The organism is Stenotrophomonas sp. Nf1, from assembly GCF_003028475.1.
GTDB lineage: Bacteria > Pseudomonadota > Gammaproteobacteria > Xanthomonadales > Xanthomonadaceae > Stenotrophomonas.
This window is the reverse complement of record NZ_PYTV01000005.1, coordinates 81,720-102,825: the sequence shown is the minus strand read 5'-3', so window position 1 is coordinate 102,825 and position 21,106 is coordinate 81,720. Positions and strand designations below refer to the sequence as shown.

Here is a 21,106-nt window from a genome sequence, read left to right as displayed (position 1 = left end):
GCGCGTACCTACCGACAGCCGGGTGGTCTGCGTGCCGCCCCGCCATCCAAGGAGAACGGCATGCCCTCGATGAGTCGCCGCCAGTTCCTGAAGGTCACCGGGACAACCCTGGTGGGCTCCAGCCTGGCTTTGATGGGCTTCGCGCCCGGCATCGCGCTCGCGGAGGTTCGGCAATACAAGCTGACCCGAGCGACCGAGACCCGCAACACCTGCACGTACTGCTCGGTGGCCTGCGGCATCCTGATGTACAGCCTCGGCGATGGCGCCAAGAACGCCGAACCGAGCATCTTCCATATCGAGGGCGACCCGGACCATCCGGTGAACCGCGGCACGCTGTGCCCGAAGGGTGCCGGCCTGGCCGACATCATCCACAGCAAATCGCGCCTGCTCTACCCCGAGTACCGCGCACCGGGCTCGAACGAGTGGAAGCGGCTGAGCTGGGACGATGCGCTGGACCGCATCGCGCGGCTGATGAAGGAAGACCGCGATGCCAACTTCGTGCAGAAGAACGAGGCCGGGCAGACGGTCAACCGCTGGCTGACCACCGGCATGCTGGCGGCCTCGGCCACCAGCAATGAAACCGCGGTGCTGACCCACAAGGTCGTGCGCTCCCTGGGCATGCTGGCATTCGACAACCAGGCACGTGTCTGACACGGCCCGACGGTGGCAGGTCTTGCCCCGACGCTAGGCCGTGGTGCGATGACGAATCACTGGGTCGACATCAAGAATGCCGACCTGATCCTGATCATGGGTGGCAATGCCGCCGAGGCGCACCCGTGCGGGTTCAAATGGGTGACCGAAGCCAAGGCACACAACAAGGCCCGCCTGATCGTGGTCGATCCGCGCTTCAACCGCTCGGCCGCGGTGGCCGACGTGTACGCGCCGATCCGCACCGGTACCGACATCGTGTTCCTGGGTGGGCTCATCAACTATCTGTTGACCGAAGACCGCATCCAGCACGAGTACGTGCTGAACTACACCGACATGTCGTTCCTGGTGAAGGACGAGTTCGCCTTCAAGGACGGCCTGTATTCGGGTTACGACGCGCAGAAGCGCAGCTACGACCGCTCCAGCTGGGACTATGTGTACGGCGATGACGGTTTCGTGCGCAGCGACCCGACGCTGAAGGACCCGCGCTGCGTCTACACCCTGCTCAAGCAGCACTACGCGCGCTACACCGTGGAGATGGTCGAGCGCATCTGCGGCACGCCGGCCGACAGCATCCGCCAGATCTGGGACATGATCGCGTCCACCGCCGGCAAGGACAAGGCGATGACCATCCTGTACGCGCTGGGCTGGACGCAGCACTCGATCGGCGCACAGAACGTGCGTGCCGGCACCATGGTGCAGCTGCTGCTGGGCAACATCGGCGTGGCCGGTGGCGGCATGAACGCACTGCGCGGGCATTCCAACATCCAGGGCCTGACCGACATCGGCCTGATGTCCGACCTGCTGCCCGGCTACCTGACCCTGCCGAAACAGGACGAGCAGGATTACGACGCCTACATCGCCAAGCGCACGCAGAAACCGCTGCGCGCCAACCAGATGTCGTTCTGGCAGAACTACCCGAAGTTCCACGTCAGCCTGATGAAATCGTGGTGGGGTGATGCCGCCACCGCCGACAACAACTGGTGTTTCGATTACCTACCCAAGCTCGACAAGCCGTACGACATGCTGCAGGCGTACGAGCTGATGAACGAGGGCAAGATCCACGGCTACATCTGCCAGGGCTTCAATCCGCTGGCCTCGGCACCGAACAAGGGCAAGCTGATCAGCGCGTTCTCCAAGCTGAAGTTCATGGTCAGCATGGACCCGCTGGAAACCGAGACCATCGCGTTCTGGCAGAACCACGGTGCGTTGAACGACGTCGATCCCAGCGCGATCCAGACCGAGGTGTTCCGCCTGCCGACCACCTCCTTCGCCGAGGAGAACGGTGCGGTGGTGAACTCCTCGCGCTGGCTGCAGTGGCACTGGAAGGGCGCCAACCCGCCGGGCGAAGCGCGCAGCGACATCGAGATCATGTCCGAGCTGTTCCATCGCATCAAAGCGCTGTACCAGAAGGACGGCGGCGCGTGGTGGGAACCGGTGCGCGACCTGGCCTGGAAGTATTCCAACCCCGAGGCGCCGACGCCGGAAGAGCTGGCGATGGAATACAACGGCAAGGCGCTGGTGGATGTGTTCGACCCGAAGGACCCGACCAGGCTGGTGCGCAAGGCCGGTGAACAGCTGGCCGCGTTCGGCGACCTGCGCGATGACGGCAGCACGTCCTCCGGCTGCTGGATCTACATCGGCGCGTGGGGGCCGACCGGCAACATGATGGCGCGGCGTGACAACAGTGACCCGACCGGCATCGGCAACACGCTGGGCTGGGCCTGGGCATGGCCGGCCAACCGCCGCGTCATGTACAACCGCGCTTCGTGCGACGTGGCCGGGCAGCCGTTCGATCCGCGGCGCACCCTGCTGGCCTGGAACGGCAAGAACTGGGGCAGCGTGGACGTGCCGGACTTCAAGGCCGACGAGGACCCGGCCGGTGGCATGGGCCCGTTCATCATGAACCCGGAAGGCATCGCCCGCTTCTTCGCCAAGGCCGGCATGGCCGAAGGCCCGTTCCCGGAGCACTACGAGCCGTTCGACACCCCGCTGCGCAGCAACCCGCTCAGCCCCGGTCAGGCACAGACGCTGAACAACCCGGCTGCACGCGTGTTCGCCAGCGACCGTGCGCAGATCGGTTCGCCGGACGAGTTCCCGCATGTGGCCACCACCTACCGCCTGACCGAGCATTTCCACTTCTGGACCAAGCACGGCAAGCTCAACGCCATCATCCAGCCCGAGCAGTTCGTCGAGATCGGCGCCGCTCTGGCCGACGAGCTGGGCATCAACAACGGCAGCCGCGTGCGCGTGAGCTCCAAGCGCGGCCACATCGAAGCCGTGGCGATGGTGACCAAACGCATCAAGGCCCTGCAGATCGATGGCAAGACCGTGCACCAGGTGGGCATACCGATCCACTGGGGTTTCCTCGGTGCAGCCAAGCCCGGCTACATCGCCAATACGCTGACCAACGCCATCGGTGACGGCAACTCGCAGACGCCCGAATCGAAGTGCATTCTGGTCAAGGTCGAGAAGGTGTAGGAGACACGCCATGTCACTGCAATCGCTGGACATCATCCGCCGCTCGGCCACCACCACGCCCTCGCCACAGGCGCGCAGCGCCCACACCGGCCAGGTCGCCAAGCTGATCGACGTGAGCAAGTGCATCGGCTGCAAGGCCTGCCAGGTCGCCTGCATGGAGTGGAACGACCTGCGTGACGAGGTCGGCAGCTGCGTCGGCAGCTATGACAACCCACCGGACCTGAGCGACCAGTCGTGGACGGTGATGAAGTTCCGCGAGTACGAGGACGAGAAGGGCAAGCTGGAGTGGCTGATCCGCAAGGAGGGTTGCATGCACTGCAGCGATCCGGGCTGCCTGAAGGCCTGCCCGTCGCCCGGCGCGATCATCCAGTACGCCAACGGCATCGTCGATTTCCAGGAAGAGCACTGCATCGGCTGCGGCTACTGCGTGACCGGCTGCCCGTTCGATGTGCCGCGCATTTCCAAGAAGGACCACAAGGCCTACAAGTGCACGCTGTGTTCGGACCGGGTGGCGGTGGGCCAGGAACCGGCCTGCGTGAAGACCTGCCCGACCGGCGCGATCACCTTCGGCAGCAAGCAGGCGATGACCGAGCATGCCGCCGGCCGCGTCGAAGACCTGAAATCGCGCGGTTACGAGAATGCTGGCCTGTACGACCCGCAGGGCGTCGGCGGCACCCACGTGATGTACGTGCTGCAGCACGTGGACAAGCCGGAACTGTACGCCGACCTGCCCAAGGACCCGCGGATCAGCCCGATGGTGGAGATCTGGAAGGGCGTGGCCAAGCCGCTGGGCGTGCTGGCGATCGCCGCCACTGCCTTCGCCGGCTTCCTGCATTACATCGGCATCGGCCGCAACACGGTCAATGACGAGGAAGAAGAGGAAGCCGAGCACGAGGCGAAGAAGATCGAAGAGGAGCAGCGGCCATGAAGTACGCACCGCACCCGCGTCAGATCATCCGCTACCGCGCGCCGACCCGCATCAACCACTGGATCGTGGCGATCTGCTTCGTGCTGACGGCCCTGTCCGGACTGGCATTGTTCCACCCTGCCCTGTTCCCGCTGACCCAGCTGTTCGGCGGCGGACCGTGGACGCGCATCCTGCACCCGTTCGTCGGCCTGGCGATGGTGGTGGGCTTTGCCTTGCTGGCCTTGCGCATGTGGCGTGACAACTTCCTCAGCGCCGACGACCGCGCGTGGATGCGCGGCATGCGCGACGTGCTGCGCAACGAGGACGAGAAGCTGCCACCGGTGGGCCGCTTCAATGCCGGCCAGAAGCTGCTGTTCTGGGCCATCATCGGCTGCCTGTCGGCGCTGCTGCTGACCGGCTTTGTGATCTGGCGGCAGTACTTCAGCCACTTCTTCCCGATCGGGGTGATCCGCTTCTCGGTGCTTGCCCATGCGCTGTTCGGCTGGGTGCTGATCTGCGCGATCGTGGTGCACATCTATGCGGCGATCTGGATCAAGGGCTCGGTGCGGGCGATGACCCAGGGCAAGGTGACCTACGGCTGGGCGTACAAGCACCACCGGCAGTGGTTCCGCGACATCCTGCGCGGGCGGCGGGAACAGGGTTAGCAGCAGGGCCTGCGGCCCTGCACCCGCTTCAAGCCAACGCAACGGCAGCTATCGGTGGGATGGCGGGGTCTGATGGTGGGTGCCGACCGTTGGTCGGCACTGATCGAATCCCGACCAACGGTCGGGATCCACCTCTGTAGAGTCGAGCCATGCTCGACTGTTTTGGCATTGGCACGCTGGACGCCAGCGCCGACAACGGCGAGGATGGAGCCTGGTTCTTCCGGCTGGCCCTGCATGGCGCAACGCATCCTTGAACCCGGTGAGATCGAGACGCTCGCCTCGCGCGACGTCCCCCGCATCATCCTGCCCGATCCGGCATCGCTGTTCACCGATCGCGCGGCGCGCCTGCGCAGCCTCGCCGCGCACAGTGCCATCGGCGGTTACCTGCAGCTGCTTGCGGCGCTGGCCGATGCCCAGCAGGCGCTGCTGGATGAAGTGACGCCACAGCGGCGCGCGGCATTGCAGGCACAGTCACGCGCGCAACAGTCAAGCGCCGCCGCCGGTGCCGGCATGCCGTTGCGGCCGGCCAACACGCTTCAGCTCGATGATGGCTGGCGCGACTGGCTGCGCACGCTGTGCCAGCACTGCGCCGATGAAGCCGGGCTGCCGGCAGAAACACGGCAGGAGCTGCAGCGTGTCGCCGCTGCCGATGACCGCTGGCTCGATGCGCAGGCCCATGCGGTGCTGGAGCGGGATGACGCACCGTCGGTGGATGCGGTGGCAGCGTTGCTGGTGATGAATGCACTGCAGGTGTACTGGGCCGTGCTGGCCGCCAGCTTCCGCGCCACCGACCTGAAACCACTGGCCGACGCGCCCGGCCTGTGCCCGCTGTGCGGCACCCTGCCGGTGGCCAGCGTGGTGCAGGCACGCCCGCCCTACGCGTCCTACCGCTACCTGTCATGCTCGCTGTGCGCCTGCCAGTGGCACTACGTGCGAGTGCAGTGCAGCCAGTGTGGTGCCGCCGGCAGGGACATCGCCTATCGCGCGCTGGCCGATGTGGACGGTGACAGCGGCGAGGCTGTGCGTGAGAGCGCGGTTCGCGCCGAAACCTGCGACCACTGCCACAGCTATCGCAAGATCCTGTATCTGGAGAAGGACCCGCAGCTGGACCCGGTGGCCGACGATCTGGCGACGCTGGCGCTGGATATCCTGCTGGGCGAGGAAGGCTATGCGCGTGCCAGCCAGAACCCGCTGCTGTGGCAGGCCGACGGCGACTGAACCGATGCCACGCACCCGCCCTGCCCCGGCATCCTCGGCTGCGCTGCCTTCACTGGATCGGCTGCTGCGCCTGCCGGCGCTGTCGGCACTGATCGAAGGCCACGGCCGCAGCCGCATCACCCAGCTGCTGCGCTCGCAGGTGCAGACGCTGCGCGAACGCATCAGCGCCGGTGCGCTTTCGGCCGAGCATCTGCAGCAGGCAACCGAGGGCCCGGCACTGGTTGCGGCGCTCGAGGCGGTACTGGCGGCCGATGCCCGCCAGGGACTGCAGCCGATGTTCAACCTGACCGGCACCGTGCTGCACACCAACCTGGGTCGCGCCCTGCTGCCGGAGGTTGCGGTGCATGCGGTCACCCGCGCAATGAGCGCGCCGGTCGATCTTGAGTTCGACCTCGACCGCGGCCGCCGTGGTGACCGCGATGCACGGGTGCAGGCACTGATCTGCGACCTCACCGGCGCCGAAGCCGCCACCGTGGTCAACAACAATGCCGCGGCGGTGTTGCTGCTGCTCAACAGCTTGGCCAACCGTCGCGAAGTGGTGGTGTCACGCGGTGAACTGGTGGAGATCGGCGGCGCCTTCCGCATCCCCGATGTGATGCGCAGCGCCGGTGCACGGCTGCGCGAAGTGGGCACCACCAACCGAACCCACCCGGCCGATTTCGCTGGCGCCATCAACACGCGTACCGCACTGCTGATGGAGGTCCATGCCAGCAACTACGCCATCACCGGGTTCACTGCCAAGGTCGACACTGCGGCGATGGCCACCATTGCCCACGGGCACGGCCTGCCGCTGGTGGTGGATCTGGGCAGTGGCAGCCTGTGCGACCTGGCCGCCTTCGGCCTGCCGTCCGAACCGACGGTGCAGGACGCGCTGGCCGCCGGTGCCGATCTGGTCTCGTTCAGCGGCGACAAGCTACTGGGCGGGCCGCAGGCCGGCATCATCGCCGGCCGCGCCGACCTGATCGCGCGGATCAACCGCAACCCGCTCAAGCGCGCACTGCGCCTGGACAAGATGAGCCTGGCTGCGCTGGAAGCGGTGCTGGCGCTGTACCGCGAACCTGAGCACCTGGCGCAGCGCCTGCCGACCCTGCGTACGCTGGCGCGCACACAGCAGGACATCGATGCGCAGGCGCAGCGCCTGCTGCCGCCGATGCGGTCCGCGATGACGGCCGACTACCACATTGAAGCGGCGCCGATGCACAGCCAGATCGGCAGCGGCGCGCAACCGCAGGCGCAGCTGGCCAGCGCGGGAGTGCGCATCACCTGTACCCGGCGCGGAGGACTGGATCGTTTCGCCAAGCGCCTGCGCCAGCTGCCGCAGCCGGTGCTGGGCCGCATCGCTGACGATGCCCTGTGGCTGGACCTGCGCTGCCTGGAGCCCGACGACGAAGCGCGCTTCCTCGCCCAGTGGAGCACGCTGCAGGCATGATCGTCGGCACTGCCGGGCACATCGACCATGGCAAGACCCGCCTGGTACGGGCATTGACCGGCATCGAGACCGATCGCCTGCCGGAGGAACGCACGCGCGGCATTTCCATTGAGCTCGGCTACGCCTATGTGCCGGTCGATGCGACCGCCGTACTGGGCTTCGTCGACGTCCCCGGCCATGAGCGCTTCGTGCACACCATGGTAGCCGGCGCCACCGGCATCGACGTTGCGCTGCTGGTGGTCGCCGCCGACGACGGCGTGATGCCGCAGACCCGCGAGCACCTGGCGATCCTGCAGCTGCTGGGCGTGGATCGCGGCGCGGTGGCACTGACCAAGATCGACCGGGTGGATGCGGCGCGCATTGCCCAGGTGGAGATCCAGATCGCGGCACTGCTGGCGGGCACGCCATTGCAGGATGCCCCCATGTTCGCCTGCAACAGCCTGGATGCCGATGATGCGGGTGTGACGGCACTGCGTTCCCAACTGCACGCCTGGGCCGCTGGCACCGACAGCGCGCACCCGGCTGAACGGCAAGGCGAACTGTTCCGCATGCCGGTGGACCGCGTGTTCTCGCTGGCGGGCCACGGCACGCTGGTGACCGGTGCGGTGCACGGCGGTGTGACCGCGGTCGGTGCACACCTGCAGCTGATGCCGGCCGGCAACGAGGTCCGCGTACGCAGCATCCATGCGCAGAACCAGCCCAGTGAACAGGCCACGGCGGGGCAACGCTGCGCATTGAACCTTGCCTCCATCGCCCGCGATGCGATCGACCGCGGCGACTGGATCGCCGATCCGCGCGCGCTGCTGGCCACTACCCGCGTCGATGTGCGCCTGCGGCTGCCTGCGCTGGCGACGCCGTTGCGCGATTGGACACCGTTGCACATCCATTGGGGCACGATGCACCGGCAGGCCCATGTGGTGCTGCTGGAAGACGACGATCACGGCAACGGGCAGCTCGTGCAGCTGGTGTTCGATACGCCGGTCTGCGCGATGTGCGGCGATCGCTTCATTGCCCGTGATTCAGCCGCCACCCGCACGCTGGGTGGTGGCATCGTGCTCGATCCGGATCCGCCACAACGGCGCCGGCGCAGCCCAGCGCGACTGGCCTGGCTGGGGGCGCTGGAGCAGCTGGCGGCCGGCGCCGGCATCGGCCCGCTGCTGCAGCAGGCGCCCGCCGGTGTTTCCGTCGCCGCCCTACAACGCTACTGCCGGCGTGCGATCGAGCAGATCGACCTGCCCGGGGACGCACGGCGCATCGCGACCCGCCAGGACACCGTCATCATTCTTGCCGCGCACTGGCAGGCGCTGCGCAATCAGGTGGTCAGCTCGCTGCGCGATTGGCATGAACGGCGCCCGGACGAGCCCGGTGTCGACAGCGGCCGCCTGCAGCGCAGCACCCTGCCCGCTCTGGCGGCGAGCCTCTGGAACGCGCTGCTGCAGGACCTGCTTGACGACGGCAGCGTGCAGCGTGTGGGCGCCTGGTGGCGCCTTCCCGGGCACGACCATGCGCCACCGGAGCGCGAACGCGTACTGCTGCAACGGGTGCTGCCGCGGCTGCATGCCGGTGGCTTCGATCCGCCCTGGGTGCGCACCGTGGCCACTGATCTCGGCCTCGCCGAGGATGAGCTGCGCGCCGTCCTGCGCCGAGCGGCGGCACGCGGTGACTTGTTCCAGATCGTGCCGGACCTGTTCTATGCACCGGCGCGTATCGCCGAGCTGGCCGCCATCCTCGCGCAGCTGTCGCACGCCACCGGCACGGTGGACGCGGCGGCGTTCCGCGATGCCATCGGCCTGGGTCGCAAGCGCAGCATCCAGATCTTGGAGTTCTTCAATCGCGTTGGCTACACTCGACGCGTCGGTGACCACCATCGGCCGCGCGGCGACCTGCAGTGGAACGCCCCGCACGGTTGAGCGCAGCGGCATCGCCGTACTTTCGGAAGGCATGCGCATCCGGGCATGCGGCTGGGCTTCAAACCCAGTAGGGGGCGTCGATCGTTCCCTGGTAGGTTCGACTCCTGCTGCCTTCCGCCATTCGTGTTTCCGCAGGAGATGCCGGCATGGCCACGCATGCGCAGTCCCCCACCGCTTCCACGGCCGAGGCCCCGCCGCGCCTGACCTCGCTGGCCCATGGCGGCGGCTGCGGCTGCAAGATCGCACCGGGCGTGCTGTCCGAACTGCTGCGCGGTGTTCCGGCACTTGCCGCACCGGCTGAACTGCTGGTCGGCCGTGAGACCAGCGATGACGCAGCGGTGTACCGGCTGAACGACGGCCAGGCGATTGTCGCCACCACCGATTTCTTCATGCCGATTGTCGATGACCCGTTCGACTTCGGCCGCATTGCCGCCACCAACGCGCTGTCGGACCTGTACGCGATGGGTGCGCGCCCGTTGTTCGCGCTGGCCATCGTCGGCATGCCGATCAACACACTGCCGCAGGACACCATCCGCGGCATCCTGCAGGGCGGGGAACGCGCCTGCGCCGACGCCGGCATCGTGGTCGCCGGCGGCCACAGCATCGACGCGGTGGAACCCATCTACGGCCTGGCCGCGATCGGCGTGCTCGATCCGCAGCGACTCAAGCGCAATGCCGATGCCCGCGCCGGCGATGTACTGGTGCTGGGCAAGCCACTCGGCGTGGGCGTGTACTCGTCGGCGCTGAAGAAGGAACGGCTCGATGCCAAGGGCTACCGGCAGATGCTTGATTCGACCACACGGCTGAACACCGTCGGCGTACCGCTGGCGGCACTGGGCGGCGTGCACGCGATGACCGACGTCACCGGCTTTGGCCTGCTCGGGCATCTGCTGGAAGTGTGTCGCGCCAGTGGGGTTTCCGCTGACGTGGACAGTGCCCAGGTGCCGCTGCTGCCTCATGCCCTGGAGTTGCTGCAGCACGGCTGCGTTACCGGCGCCTCCAGCCGCAACTGGGCCTCGTATGGCGCCGAGGTGCGCTTCGCCGATGGCCTGGCCGCCCATTGGCAGCCGCTGCTGACCGACCCGCAGACCAGCGGCGGCCTGCTGGTGTCGTGCGCCCCGGAGGCGGTGGATGCGGTGCTGGCCTGCTTCCACGAAGCGGGGTTCGGCCAGGCGGCCGTGGTCGGGCGGTTGAGCGAAGGAACGCCGGGCGTCCGCGTGGTCTGAAGCGAGGAAGGGCGCCCCAAGGCGCCCCTCCAGCATCACTCGATGTTCTGCACCTGCTCGCGGATCTGGTCGATCAGCACCTTCAGCTCCACTGCCGCGTTGGACGTGCGGCTGTCCACCGACTTCGAGCCCAGCGTGTTGGCTTCGCGGTTGAACTCCTGCAGCAGGAAGTCCAGGCGGCGGCCGACGGGCTCGCGCTGCTTGAGCACGCGGCGGATCTCGGCGATGTGGCTGCCGAGGCGGTCCAGTTCTTCATCCACATCCAGCTTCTGCAGCCACAGCACCAGCTCCTGCTCGGCGCGGCCGGGATCGACCGGGTGCGGCAGATCGGCCAGGCGGGCGGCCAGCTTGGCGCGCTGGCCGTCGCGAATGGCCGGAATCAGCGTGCGCACTTCGGTGGCGATGCGTTCGATGCCGTCCACGCGCTCGGCGATGGCAGCGGCAAGCTTGCCGCCTTCGCGTTCACGCGCCTCGATGAAGCCATCCAGCACCTGGTCCATCAGGGCCAGGGCCTCGGCCTGCAGGGCGGGCGCATCGGCGGCCTCGCCGCGGGTCACGCCCGGCAGCTGCAGCAGATCGGTGAAGCTGACCTGCAGGTTGGGGAAATCAGAGGTCAGGCGGTGCGCCAGGCGGCCCAGCTGGCCCAGCAGGGCCTCGTCCACCTGCAGGTTGGCAGCGGCCTCCGGTGCGCGCAGGCGCATCACCAGATCCAGCTTGCCGCGGCTCAGGCGTGCCGCGATGCGCTCGCGCAGCTGCGGCTCCAGCGCCCGCAGTTCCTCGGGCAGGCGGGTGCCGACCTCCAGGAAGCGGTGGTTGACCGAGCGCAGTTCGCAGCCCAGCGTGCCCCACGGGGTGACCCGCTCGCCGCCGGCATAGGCGGTCATGCTTCGAATCATGGAATGTGTCCGGTGCGTGCAAAGGGGGAATGGTACCCTAGCGCCCTCACCTGAGCCCCTTGCCCGCCCCGTGAAGGCCGCGGGCATGGCGGCGTACTCCCTCGCCATTACGGAACCTGCACCATGTCCGATTCCCGCCCCAGCGGCCGCCAGCCCGACCAGCTCCGCCCGGTCGTCATCCAACGCGGTTTCACCCGCCACGCCGAAGGTTCGGTGCTGGTGTGCTTCGGTGAAACCCGCGTGCTGTGCACCGCCAGCGTCGAGAACCGCGTGCCGGGCTTCCTGCGCGGCAAGGGCGAAGGCTGGGTGACCGCCGAGTACGGCATGCTGCCGCGCGCCACCCACACCCGCAGCGACCGTGAAGCGGCGCGTGGCAAGCAGGGCGGCCGTACGCTGGAGATCCAGCGCCTGATCGGCCGCAGCCTGCGCGCCTGCGTGGACCGCAACGCGCTGGGCGAACGCACCATCACCCTCGACTGCGACGTGCTGCAGGCCGACGGTGGCACCCGCACCGCCGCCATCACCGGTGCCTACGTGGCCCTGGTCGATGCGGTGAACGTGCTGATGAAGCGCGGCGACATCAAGCGCAACCCGATCCTCGGCGCAGTGGCCGCCGTGTCGGTGGGCGTGTACCGCGGCACTCCGGTGCTGGACCTGGACTACGCCGAAGACAGCGACTGCGACACCGACATGAACGTGGTGATGAACGACGGCGGCGGCTTCATCGAACTGCAGGGCACCGCTGAAGGCCACGCCTTCCGTCGCGACGAGCTGGACGCGCTGCTGGGCCTGGCCGAAAAGGGCGTGACCGAACTGCTGGCCGCACAGCAGGCGGCGCTGTCGGCATGAACCGCCGGATCGCCCTGACCACCCTGGTGGTGGCTGACTATGACGAAGCGATCGCCTGGTACACCGGCAAGCTCGGCTTCACGCTGCTGGAAGACATCGACCAGGGCACCAAGCGCTGGGTCGTGGTCGGCCCGAGCGACGGCAGCGCCGCCGCCCTGCTGCTGGCGCGCGCCAGCAACGACGAACAGCGCAGCCGCATCGGCAACCAGACCGGTGGCCGCGTCGGCTTCTTCCTCAACACCGACGATTTCCGCCGCGACCACGCCGCGATGCTGGCCGCCGGTGTCGAGTTCCTGGAAGCGCCGCGCGAAGAACCCTACGCGACGGTCGCGGTGTTCCGCGACCTGTATGGCAACACCTGGGACCTGCTGGAGCCCCGCACATGAAGAAACTGGTTCTGGCCAGCCACAACGCCGGCAAGCTGGTGGAGATGCAGGAGATCCTGGCCGACCTGCCGCTGCAGATCACCTCGGCCGCCGAGCTGGGTCTGGGCGATGTGGAAGAGACCGGCCTGACCTTCGTCGAAAACGCGCTGCTGAAGGCGCGCGCGGCCTGCGAAGCGACCGGCCTGCCGGCGCTGGCCGATGATTCGGGCCTGATCGTCGATGCCCTCGGCGGCGCACCGGGCCTGTACAGCGCGCGCTATGCCGGGCACCCGACCAATGCTGCGGCCAACAACGCCAAGCTGCTCGATGCCATGGCCGAGGTGCCCGATGGCCAGCGCAGCGCGCGCTTCTATGCGGTCATCGTGCTGCTGCGCCACGCCACCGATCCGCAGCCGCTGATCTGCGAAGGCCGTTGGGAAGGCCAGATCATCCGCGAACTGCGCGGTACGAATGGTTTCGGCTACAACCCGGTGTTCCTGGACACCACCCACGGCGTGACCGCCGCGGAAATGGAGCCGGCGCTGAAGAACGCCATCAGCCACCGTGCCCTCGCCCTGCAGCAGCTCAAGCAGCAGCTGGCGACGCTGTACTGACGCCACCCGATCGAACCAGGGAAGCCGGCCAGCGGCCGGCACTACCGATGAAGCCCATGCCGCACGCCCACGACCACTGCAACCACCTGCCCGGCGAAGCCTGCTCCGCTGACCACGACACGCCGCCGCGGCTGGTGCCGCCACCGCTGTCGCTGTACGTGCACCTGCCGTGGTGTGTGCGCAAATGCCCGTACTGCGATTTCAATTCGCACCAGGCCAAGGGCGAGCTGCCGTTCGATGCCTACATCGACGCGCTGCTGCGCGACCTGGACCAGGACCTGCCGCTGGTCTGGGGCCGGGTGGTGCACAGCGTGTTCTTCGGCGGCGGCACGCCCAGCCTGTTCCCGCCCGAAGCGATCGACCGCTTCCTGCAGCAGGCCAGCGCACGCCTGCGCTTCGCGCCCAATGCCGAGATCACCCTGGAAACCAACCCGGGCACCGCCGAGCACGGCCGTTTCGACCGCTACCGCGCGGCCGGCGTGAACCGCCTCAGCTTCGGCATCCAGAGTTTCGACGATGCGATGCTCAAGCGCCTGGGCCGCATCCACGACAGCGGCGAAGCCGAGCGCGCAGTGAAGATGGCGCAGGACGCGGGCTACGACAACTTCAACATCGACCTGATGTACGCGCTGCCGGAGCAGACCCTGGCCGGTGCCGAGGCCGATCTGGAGCGCGCGTTCGCGCTGCAGCCGGCGCACATCTCGCACTACCAGCTCACGCTGGAGCCGAACACGGTGTTCTTCGCACGGCCGCCGCAGGGCATCCCCGATGAAGACAACGCCTGGGACATGCAGGAACACTGCCAGGCGCTGCTGGCTCAGGCCGGATTCGGCCAGTACGAGGTCAGCGCCTATGCCCGCCCCGGCCGGCAGAGCGCGCACAACCTGAACTACTGGCGCTTTGGCGACTACCTGGGCATCGGTGCCGGCGCGCACGGCAAGATCAGTTCCGGCGCCGAGGAACACGTGCTGCGGCGCTGGAAGCTGAAGCACCCGCAGGCTTACCTGGACAGCGCCGGCACCCCGGCCTCGTTCGGCGGCGACGACGTGATCGCACCCGCGCGACTGCCGTTCGAGTACATGCTGAATCTGCTGCGTCTGCACGAAGGCTTCAGCCTGCGCGATTTCGAGTCGCGTACCGGCCTGCCACGCAGCGTGCTCGACGCAGCGCTGGCCGAGGCTGTTCAGCGCGGGTGGCTGGAGATGACCGATGGCCACGTACAGCCGACCGAACTGGGCCGCCGCTTCACCAACGATGTGGTGAGCCTGTTCTTGGAGGAATAAGCCCTCCGCCATGACGGGTAGTGCCGGCCGCTGGCCGGCACCACCGCACGCCCGAAGACCGTTCACATTCAGGCTAAAGTAGCGCCGGCATCGGCCGACACGGTAGATTCACCAGATCGATCCGCGGGAATCCGGGTACCGCCTGCCGATGTCAGCTGTCTTCTCCCTTACCTCCGTCGACAAGAACCGCCTGGCCGCCGCCGAGCTGCCACCGCGGGTGCGCGATCTGCTGGGCGCGCTGATCGGCCTGTGCCGGCAGGCACTGGCCGCGCCGCTGATCCTGACCGTCGAAGCATTGGAACAGACCCTGCTGCACGACGCCGACCGCGCACGCAATCCGGCGCAGCAGGCCGACCTGATGGCCCAGCGCGGCCAGCTGCATGCCTTCGCCGGCCACTTCCCGGATCGCGTGCTGGATGCCCTGGCCGAATCGCTGGCACGGCTGCGCGAACCGGCCAGCGCCGTCGCACCTGCCACGCCCGCGCCGGCCCTGCCAGGCATGCAGGGGCTGTCGCTGGTCGCCGAGCACGACGTGGATCGCGACCTGCTGCTGACCGAAATGGTACGCCGCGAAACCCAGCGCTCGACCAACGCGCTGAATCTGCTGGGCCAACGCCTGGGCGTGCTGGCCGCCGCACCGGCATTCGAAACGGACACCCTGCCGCTGGCACCGCAGGCGCTGTGCCTGATCGTGCGCCGGCTGGCCGAACAGGATGCGCTTGGCGCTGAGATCCAGCTGGCGCTGTACCGCAGCTTCGAGCGCCAGGTGCTGGAGCGCCTGGGCGATGTGCTGGATCGCGCCAACGCCCTGCTTGCCCAGCACGGCATCCTGCCGGGGCTGGTCTACACCCCTTACCTGGCGCGCTCCTCCAGCACACGGCGGATCATCACCCAGTCGGTGGGCGGCGGTCGCGCCACGCAGCCGGCCCGGCAAGCGGCCGCACCGCTGACCGGTTGGAACGGCTCCGCCCCGGCCGGCTCGTGGTCGCATCTGGTACAGGACACCGTCAACGACGCTGGCGGTGCCGCTGCCGTCGGCGTGACCGCCTCCACCGGCGGTGCCCTGCATGAGCTGCTGCAGCAGGCCCGCCACGCAGCCGCCGCCCCGGTTGAAACCGGCGCCGTCCCCAGCGCCGCCGTCGACGCGGTGCTCGCTCGCCTGCAGGCCCAGTCCAGTGCCGCCACCGGCGTAGCCGACCTGCAGGCAGCGGTGGTCGCCCAGCTGCGCAGCGAGCATGGCGCCCAGGCCCAGCTGGGCAGCCACGACCGCGACAACCTCGACCTGCTGCGCATGCTGATGCAGCAGGTGCAGCAGCGGCAGCGCCCCGACCCGGTACCGGCCGCCCTGCTGGCGCGCCTGCAGGTTCCGCTGGCCCGCGCGGCAATGGCCGACCCCGGCTTCTTCGTGCGCGACGAGCACCCCGCGCGCGAGCTGCTCAACCAGATCGCCGAAGTCGGTGCGCACTGGCTGGCCGACGATGACGTCGACCCACAGCTGTTGCAACGCATGGCGCAGAGCGTGCAGGGCCTGCTCGCCCAGGATGCGCGATCGCCGGAGGCATTCGCCGCTGCCAACGAAGACGTGCAGCAGCACCAGCGCGCCGCAGCGCACCGCGCCGAGCTGGCCGAGCGCCGCCATGTCGAAGCGGCCCGCGGCAAGGAACGCCTGGAGCTGGCACGCCGCCAGGCCAACGCACAGATCGACCAGTGCTGTGATGCACAGCAGCCCCCCCGTTTCGTGCAGTCCCTGCTGCGCCAGGCCTGGGCCGATGCGCTGACCCTGACCCGCCTGCGGCATGGCGACGATTCGCCGCAATGGCAGGAACGCCTGCAACAGACCGAACGCATTGCCGCGGTCACCGCCCAGGCCGTCGATGCCGCCGATGGCACCGATGCCGCGCTGGCCGCCGATGTGGAAGCCGCACTGGTCCAGGTCGGGTACCACGCCGAGGAGGCGGCCGCCGTTGCACGGCGCCTGGCCACACCCGGCGGCGAAGACGAAACGACCTCACGCACCGAACTCAGTGCCCGCCTGAAAGCGCGTGTGCGCCTGGGCGAGCACGCCGCCGGTGCAGACAATGCCGCCATCCCACCACCGCTTCCTCGCAGCAGTGCGGAAGAGGCCGCCTACCAGCAGCTCTCCAGCCTGCCGTTCGGCAGCTGGTTCGACATCGATAGCGGCGACGGCAGCGTGCGACGGCAGCGCCTGTCCTGGTACAGCCTGCTGACCGGCCATGCCCTGTTGGTCAATCCGCGCGGGCAGAAGATCGCCGAGACCGACCTGGACACACTTGCGCGGCAGGTCAGCGCCGGCCACGCGCAGCTGGTGACCGAAGACCGTGGCCGGCTGGTGGACCGTGCCTGGCAGGCCAGCCTCAGCGCCCTGCGCGCGCTGGCGGGTGGCCGCCGCAAGGAGACGCACGCATGAACCCGCTGCCACAGGACACCCGTCGCGCCCCACGCCGCCAGGTCTCGGATCTGGTGCCGGTCACCGACCAGATGCGCGACTGCGTGGTGGGCCGGCTCGGCAATGTTTCCGAGACCGGCATGCTGATGCTGGCCAGTACGCCATTGCGCGAGGACGCGCTGTACCAGCTGCGCTTCCCGCTGCCGATGGGCGACGGTCGCCATGAAGCCATCGACGTGGGCGTGCACCTGCTGTGGAGCGAACCGGCACATGCGCCGGGTCAAAGCTGGACCGGCTTCCGCTTCCTCACCCTGTCGCGCGAGCATCGGCAGCTGCTGCGCCAGTGGGTGGGCGAGGACAGCGACGAAGGGCCGCTTTCGACGGCCTGAGTGCCGGTTCCGGCACAGCGGTTTTTCGCGGTATGCGGCAGAATCTAGGGCCGTTTTCCGTGTCGAGCCACCGCAATGATCCAGCAAGACCCCGGCGCCCTGTATCCCGACCACCTGGCCGTGCTGTGCCGACGCGCCGAAAAGGCGCTGGCCCGCGGCGGCTTCGATCATCTGGTGGTGCCCAGCGGCACCCTGCACTACCAGGTGTTCGACGATCGCGACTATCCGTATGCGGTGAACCCGCAGTTCAAGGCCTGGCTGCCGCTCACCCGCGTGCCCAACAGCTGGATCGTGTTCACCCCGGGCAAGCGCCCGGCGGTGATCTTCCACCAGCCCTTCGACTACTGGCACGTGGTGCCGGACGCGCCCAGCGGCTGGTGGGTGGACCACTTCGACATCCACATCATCCGCAAGCCCGAAGAGGCGCTGGCGCTGCTGCCGGCCGATCCGGCGCGCTGCGCGATCCTCGGCGAGCCGCAGAGTGCGCTGGGCGCCTTCGTGCCCAACAACCCGGCACCGGTGGTGAACTACCTGGAATGGCACCGCGCCCACAAGACGCCATATGAAATTGCGCTGATGCGCCAGGCACAGGTGCTGGGTGTGCGCGGCCACCGCGCCGCCGAGGCCGCCTTCCGCAATGGCGCCGACGAGTTCAGCATCCACATGGCGTACTGCCAGGCCGTGGGCCAGGATGCCAACGAGCTGCCGTACGGCAACATCGTCGCACTGAACGAACACGCCGCCGTGCTGCATTACACCGAACTGGGCCGCAAGGCACCGCAGCCGCTGCGCAGCTTCCTGATCGACGCCGGCGCCAGCGCCCACGGCTACGCCAGCGACATCACCCGCACCTATGCCGCACAGGGTCACGACGAATTTGCTGCGATGATCGCCGCCGTCGATGCCGCCCAGCAGCAGATGTGCGCTGCCGTACGCCCGGGCTTCGACTACAAGCAGCTGCATGTGGATGCACATCTTTCGCTGATGGACGTGCTGAAGGACTTCGGCGTGATCAACGTCTCGCCGCAGACCGCGCTGGAGACCGGCGTCAGTGCCGCGTTCTTCCCGCACGGCATCGGCCACCTGATCGGCCTGCAGGTACATGACGTGGCAGGCTTTGCGGCCAGCGACGAAGGTGGCCGCATCGAGCGCCCGGCCGGTCATCCGTACCTGCGCCTGACCCGTGTGCTGGAACCGGGCATGGTGGTGACCATCGAACCGGGCCTGTACTTCATCGACATGCTCTTGAACGAAGTGAAGGACGCCGGCCATGGCGATGCGATCAACTGGGACCGCGTGGACTTCTTCCGTCCCTACGGCGGCATCCGCATCGAAGACGAAGTGCTGTGCACCGAAGGCGAAGCGGACAACCTGACCCGGCCGGAGTTTGCAGCGGCCAACGGCTGAGCCCCTCGTGGTTGGCCGCTTGGAGCAAAAGCCGCGCTTGGTGGGGCGGGGTGGGGTCGCGGGGGACGCCGTGAATCCATCCCTGGAGGCTTGGCCGCGGCATCCATGCCGCGGACACCCCCGCGAACCCACCCCGCCCCACCTCTGACAGTTCCCTGCGCGCGTCCAACCACGGAAAAGAAAAAGGAAAAGCAGAAGCGGGTCGCTCGCTGGGCTCGCTCCGTGTCGACCAAGGTCGACACCTGCCAACAGCCGCGCGTCGCAACAATCGCAGTTGCCAGTAGATCCACGCCATGCGTGGATGATTCATTCGATATCTGACAGATGTGCCGACCAACGATCGGCACCCACCAACAGCCGCAGGAATCTGTCAGAGGTGGGGCGGTCCTGACCACCCGCACCGCCCCGCCATCCCACGGATAGCCGCTCTTGCTTTGGCCGTTGCCGTTGCTTCGGCTTGCAGCGGGTGCAGGGCTGCAAGCCCTGCCGAAACCCCCTTACCCCGCCATCACCGCTTCGATCTCGTCGGCGCTGCGCGCCAGCCCTTCGGTCAGCACCCGATGGCCATCATCGGTAATCAGCACATCATCCTCAGTGCGGATGCCAATACCGCGCCAGCGCGGCTCCACCGTCGTGTCATCCACGCCGATGTACAGCCCCGGCTCGATGGTGAAGGCCATGCCCGGCTCCAGCAGACGCGAGTCACCGGCCAGGCGGTAGTCGCCCACGTCGTGCACGTCCATGCCGATCCAGTGCCCGGTCTTGTGCCGGTAGAAGCGCTGGTACAGGCCTTCGGACAGGTTCTTTTCCAGCGTGCCCTTCAGCAGGCCCAGCCGCAGCAGCCCCTCGGTGAGCGTCTGCACGGCGGCCAGGTGACCGGCCTCGTACGGCACCCCCGGCTTGGCCTGGGCCAGCGCCGCGGCCTGGGCGTCACCGACCAGATCGTGCAGCGCGCGCTGCTCGGCACTGAAGCGGCCATTCACCGGGAAGGTGCGGGTGATGTCGCTGGCGTAACCACGGTACTCGGCACCGGCATCGATCAGCACCAGTTCGCCATCACGCGAACGTGCGTTGTTGTCGCGGTAATGCAGGATGCAGGCGTTGCGGCCGGCGCCGACGATGCTGCAGTAAGCGGGCACCGCATCGTTGGCGCGGAACACGCGCTCCAGCTCGGCCTGCAGTTCGTATTCGTGGATGCCTGCCTTCGCCGCCTTCATTGCGGCCAGATGCGCACGCACGCTGATCTGCGCGGCGTGCTGCATCAGCGCCACTTCCGCGCCGGACTTGAACAGCCGCTGCTCGTGCAGCAGGTGGCCCAGCTCCAGGAACTCGTGTGGCGGCTGCGCACCGTGGCGCACCTGCGAGCGCACGCGGTTGACCCAGCCGATCAGCTTCAGGTCGAAGTCGGCATCGCGGCCGAAGTGGTAGTAGACGCGCGAACGCCCTTCCAGCAGCCCGGGCAGGATGTCGTCCAGGTCGTCGATCGGGTACGCGTCATCCATGCCGTACTGCGATACCGCGCCTTCCTGGCCGGCACGACTGCCGTCCCAGGCCTCGCGCTCGGCATCACGCTCGCGGCAGAACAGGATGGCTTCGCCGTGGCGACGGCCGGGAATCAGCACCAGAACCGCTTCCGGTTCCGGAAAACCGCTCAGGTACTGGAAGTCCGAATCCTGTCGGTACGGGTAATGGGTATCCAGGCTGCGCACCTTCTCGGCCGCGGCCGGCAGCACCAGGATCGCGTCCTCGCCGGCCATGTCCATCAGCTGGCGGCGGCGACGCTTGTACTCGCCGGCCGCGATGCCGGTGCGCTGCTTGATATCCATCAGTTCAGGCGCTGCCGATGGCGCGCGGCCAGCACCACATCGCCGTGCAGCAGCAGCACCGCCACGCGGATGAATTCCTCGATCTCCGACAGGGCTTCGTCGTCATCCTCGCCACCGGCCTCGAAATCCTCGCTGGAGGCACGCGCCAGGCTGGCCATGTCGGTCAGCGCTTCCTCGCCCTCTTCGGACAGGGTCGGGCGGTTGCCACCACTGCCCAGGCCGAAGCCGCCGAGGAACGAGCGGGTCCAGCTGAACATGGCATCGGCCTGCGCGGACACGTCATCGTTGTCGGTCAGCAGCAGCTCGAAGGCGAAATCGCGGTCTTCCAGCTGCTTGATGGTGGCCTGCAGCAGCTGCCCCAGCACGCTGTCGGCGGCCACCGGCGGCAGGTTGTCGTCGGCCAGCACACGCGCCGGCCAGTCATTGCCGGGGGCGCCACCGGCGGCCAGCCAGCCGCACAGTGCGCCATGCAGTTCGGCAGCAGTGGCGCCCAGGCCCAGTTCCTGGCTGGCGCGGGAAACGTCGTCGACGGAGGGAAGTTCGGTCATCGTGCGGCTCGTTCGGAAAGGAAACCCGGAGCGCGCAC

Annotated in this window: 17 protein-coding genes and 1 tRNA gene; 15 read left to right on the top strand and 3 right to left on the bottom strand. The window is 68.1% G+C overall.

Annotated elements, in window-relative coordinates:
• The first annotated feature begins 60 nt into the window (after positions 1-60).
• The 8 genes from fdnG (at position 61) to selD (ending at position 10,484) form a co-directional block, all read left to right on the top strand.
• Complete coding sequence (fdnG, locus tag C9412_RS10995) at positions 61-3,129, top strand: formate dehydrogenase-N subunit alpha (RefSeq protein ID WP_146160138.1); 3,069 nt, start codon at positions 61-63, stop codon at positions 3,127-3,129.
• Positions 3,130-3,139: 10 nt separating this feature from the next.
• Complete coding sequence (gene fdxH / locus C9412_RS10990) at positions 3,140-4,057, top strand: formate dehydrogenase subunit beta (protein ID WP_107231652.1); 918 nt, start codon at positions 3,140-3,142, stop codon at positions 4,055-4,057.
• The gene (locus C9412_RS10985; RefSeq protein WP_107231651.1) at positions 4,054-4,701 is read left to right on the top strand and encodes a formate dehydrogenase subunit gamma; all 648 of its coding nucleotides are present in this window, start codon (positions 4,054-4,056) and stop codon (positions 4,699-4,701) included. Before fdxH ends, C9412_RS10985 begins: the two co-directional genes overlap by 4 nt.
• A gap of 234 nt (positions 4,702-4,935) precedes the next feature.
• Positions 4,936-5,919 (top strand): formate dehydrogenase accessory protein FdhE, encoded by a 984-nt coding sequence (fdhE, locus tag C9412_RS10980; protein ID WP_107231650.1) that lies wholly within the window; start codon positions 4,936-4,938, stop codon positions 5,917-5,919.
• A 4-nt stretch (positions 5,920-5,923) separates the two neighbouring features.
• Positions 5,924-7,348 (top strand): L-seryl-tRNA(Sec) selenium transferase, encoded by a 1,425-nt coding sequence (selA, locus tag C9412_RS10975; RefSeq protein WP_107231649.1) that lies wholly within the window; start codon positions 5,924-5,926, stop codon positions 7,346-7,348.
• A complete protein-coding gene (gene selB, locus C9412_RS10970) occupies positions 7,345-9,258 on the top strand; it encodes a selenocysteine-specific translation elongation factor (protein ID WP_107231648.1) in 1,914 nt (637 codons plus the stop codon). Before selA ends, selB begins: the two co-directional genes overlap by 4 nt.
• 24 nt (positions 9,259-9,282) lie before the next feature.
• Positions 9,283-9,378: transfer RNA gene (locus C9412_RS10965), tRNA-Sec, on the top strand.
• 26 nt (positions 9,379-9,404) lie between these two features.
• On the top strand, positions 9,405-10,484 hold the full coding sequence (selD, locus tag C9412_RS10960; RefSeq protein ID WP_107231647.1) for a selenide, water dikinase SelD: 1,080 nt from the start codon (positions 9,405-9,407) through the stop codon (positions 10,482-10,484).
• A gap of 35 nt (positions 10,485-10,519) precedes the next feature.
• Here selD and C9412_RS10955 read toward each other — a convergent pair whose 3' ends face one another.
• Positions 10,520-11,380, bottom strand: coding sequence for a YicC/YloC family endoribonuclease (locus C9412_RS10955; RefSeq protein ID WP_107231646.1), 861 nt, complete (start codon positions 11,378-11,380; stop codon positions 10,520-10,522).
• Positions 11,381-11,503: 123 nt separating this feature from the next.
• Between C9412_RS10955 and rph the strand changes: the two genes are divergently transcribed.
• The 7 genes from rph (at position 11,504) to pepQ (ending at position 18,694) form a co-directional block, all read left to right on the top strand.
• Positions 11,504-12,229 carry a ribonuclease PH gene (rph, locus tag C9412_RS10950; RefSeq protein WP_010484035.1) on the top strand — a complete coding sequence of 242 codons (726 nt, stop codon included), beginning with the start codon at positions 11,504-11,506 and terminating at the stop codon, positions 12,227-12,229.
• Positions 12,226-12,615 carry a VOC family protein gene (locus tag C9412_RS10945; RefSeq protein ID WP_107231645.1) on the top strand — a complete coding sequence of 130 codons (390 nt, stop codon included), beginning with the start codon at positions 12,226-12,228 and terminating at the stop codon, positions 12,613-12,615. Before rph ends, C9412_RS10945 begins: the two co-directional genes overlap by 4 nt.
• Complete coding sequence (gene rdgB, locus C9412_RS10940; RefSeq protein WP_107231644.1) at positions 12,612-13,208, top strand: RdgB/HAM1 family non-canonical purine NTP pyrophosphatase; 597 nt, start codon at positions 12,612-12,614, stop codon at positions 13,206-13,208. The genes C9412_RS10945 and rdgB overlap by 4 nt, the downstream gene beginning before the upstream one ends.
• Positions 13,209-13,264: 56 nt before the next feature.
• The gene (gene hemW, locus C9412_RS10935) at positions 13,265-14,491 is read left to right on the top strand and encodes a radical SAM family heme chaperone HemW (protein ID WP_258190143.1); all 1,227 of its coding nucleotides are present in this window, start codon (positions 13,265-13,267) and stop codon (positions 14,489-14,491) included.
• A 148-nt stretch (positions 14,492-14,639) separates the two neighbouring features.
• Positions 14,640-16,919 carry a DUF1631 family protein gene (locus C9412_RS10930; RefSeq protein WP_107231643.1) on the top strand — a complete coding sequence of 760 codons (2,280 nt, stop codon included), beginning with the start codon at positions 14,640-14,642 and terminating at the stop codon, positions 16,917-16,919.
• 5 nt (positions 16,920-16,924) lie between these two features.
• Positions 16,925-17,287, top strand: a complete 363-nt coding sequence (locus C9412_RS10925; protein ID WP_057498843.1) for a PilZ domain-containing protein — start codon at positions 16,925-16,927, stop codon at positions 17,285-17,287.
• A gap of 75 nt (positions 17,288-17,362) precedes the next feature.
• Positions 17,363-18,694, top strand: coding sequence for a Xaa-Pro dipeptidase (gene pepQ / locus C9412_RS10920; RefSeq protein WP_107231642.1), 1,332 nt, complete (start codon positions 17,363-17,365; stop codon positions 18,692-18,694).
• A 497-nt stretch (positions 18,695-19,191) separates the two neighbouring features.
• On the opposite strand, the gene C9412_RS10915 is transcribed toward pepQ, so the two are convergent.
• Positions 19,192-20,514, bottom strand: coding sequence for an aminopeptidase P N-terminal domain-containing protein (locus C9412_RS10915; RefSeq protein WP_107231824.1), 1,323 nt, complete (start codon positions 20,512-20,514; stop codon positions 19,192-19,194).
• Positions 20,515-20,519: 5 nt separating this feature from the next.
• Positions 20,520-21,068, bottom strand: coding sequence for a YecA family protein (locus tag C9412_RS10910; RefSeq protein WP_107231641.1), 549 nt, complete (start codon positions 21,066-21,068; stop codon positions 20,520-20,522).
• Between the last annotated feature and the right edge of the window lie 38 nt (positions 21,069-21,106).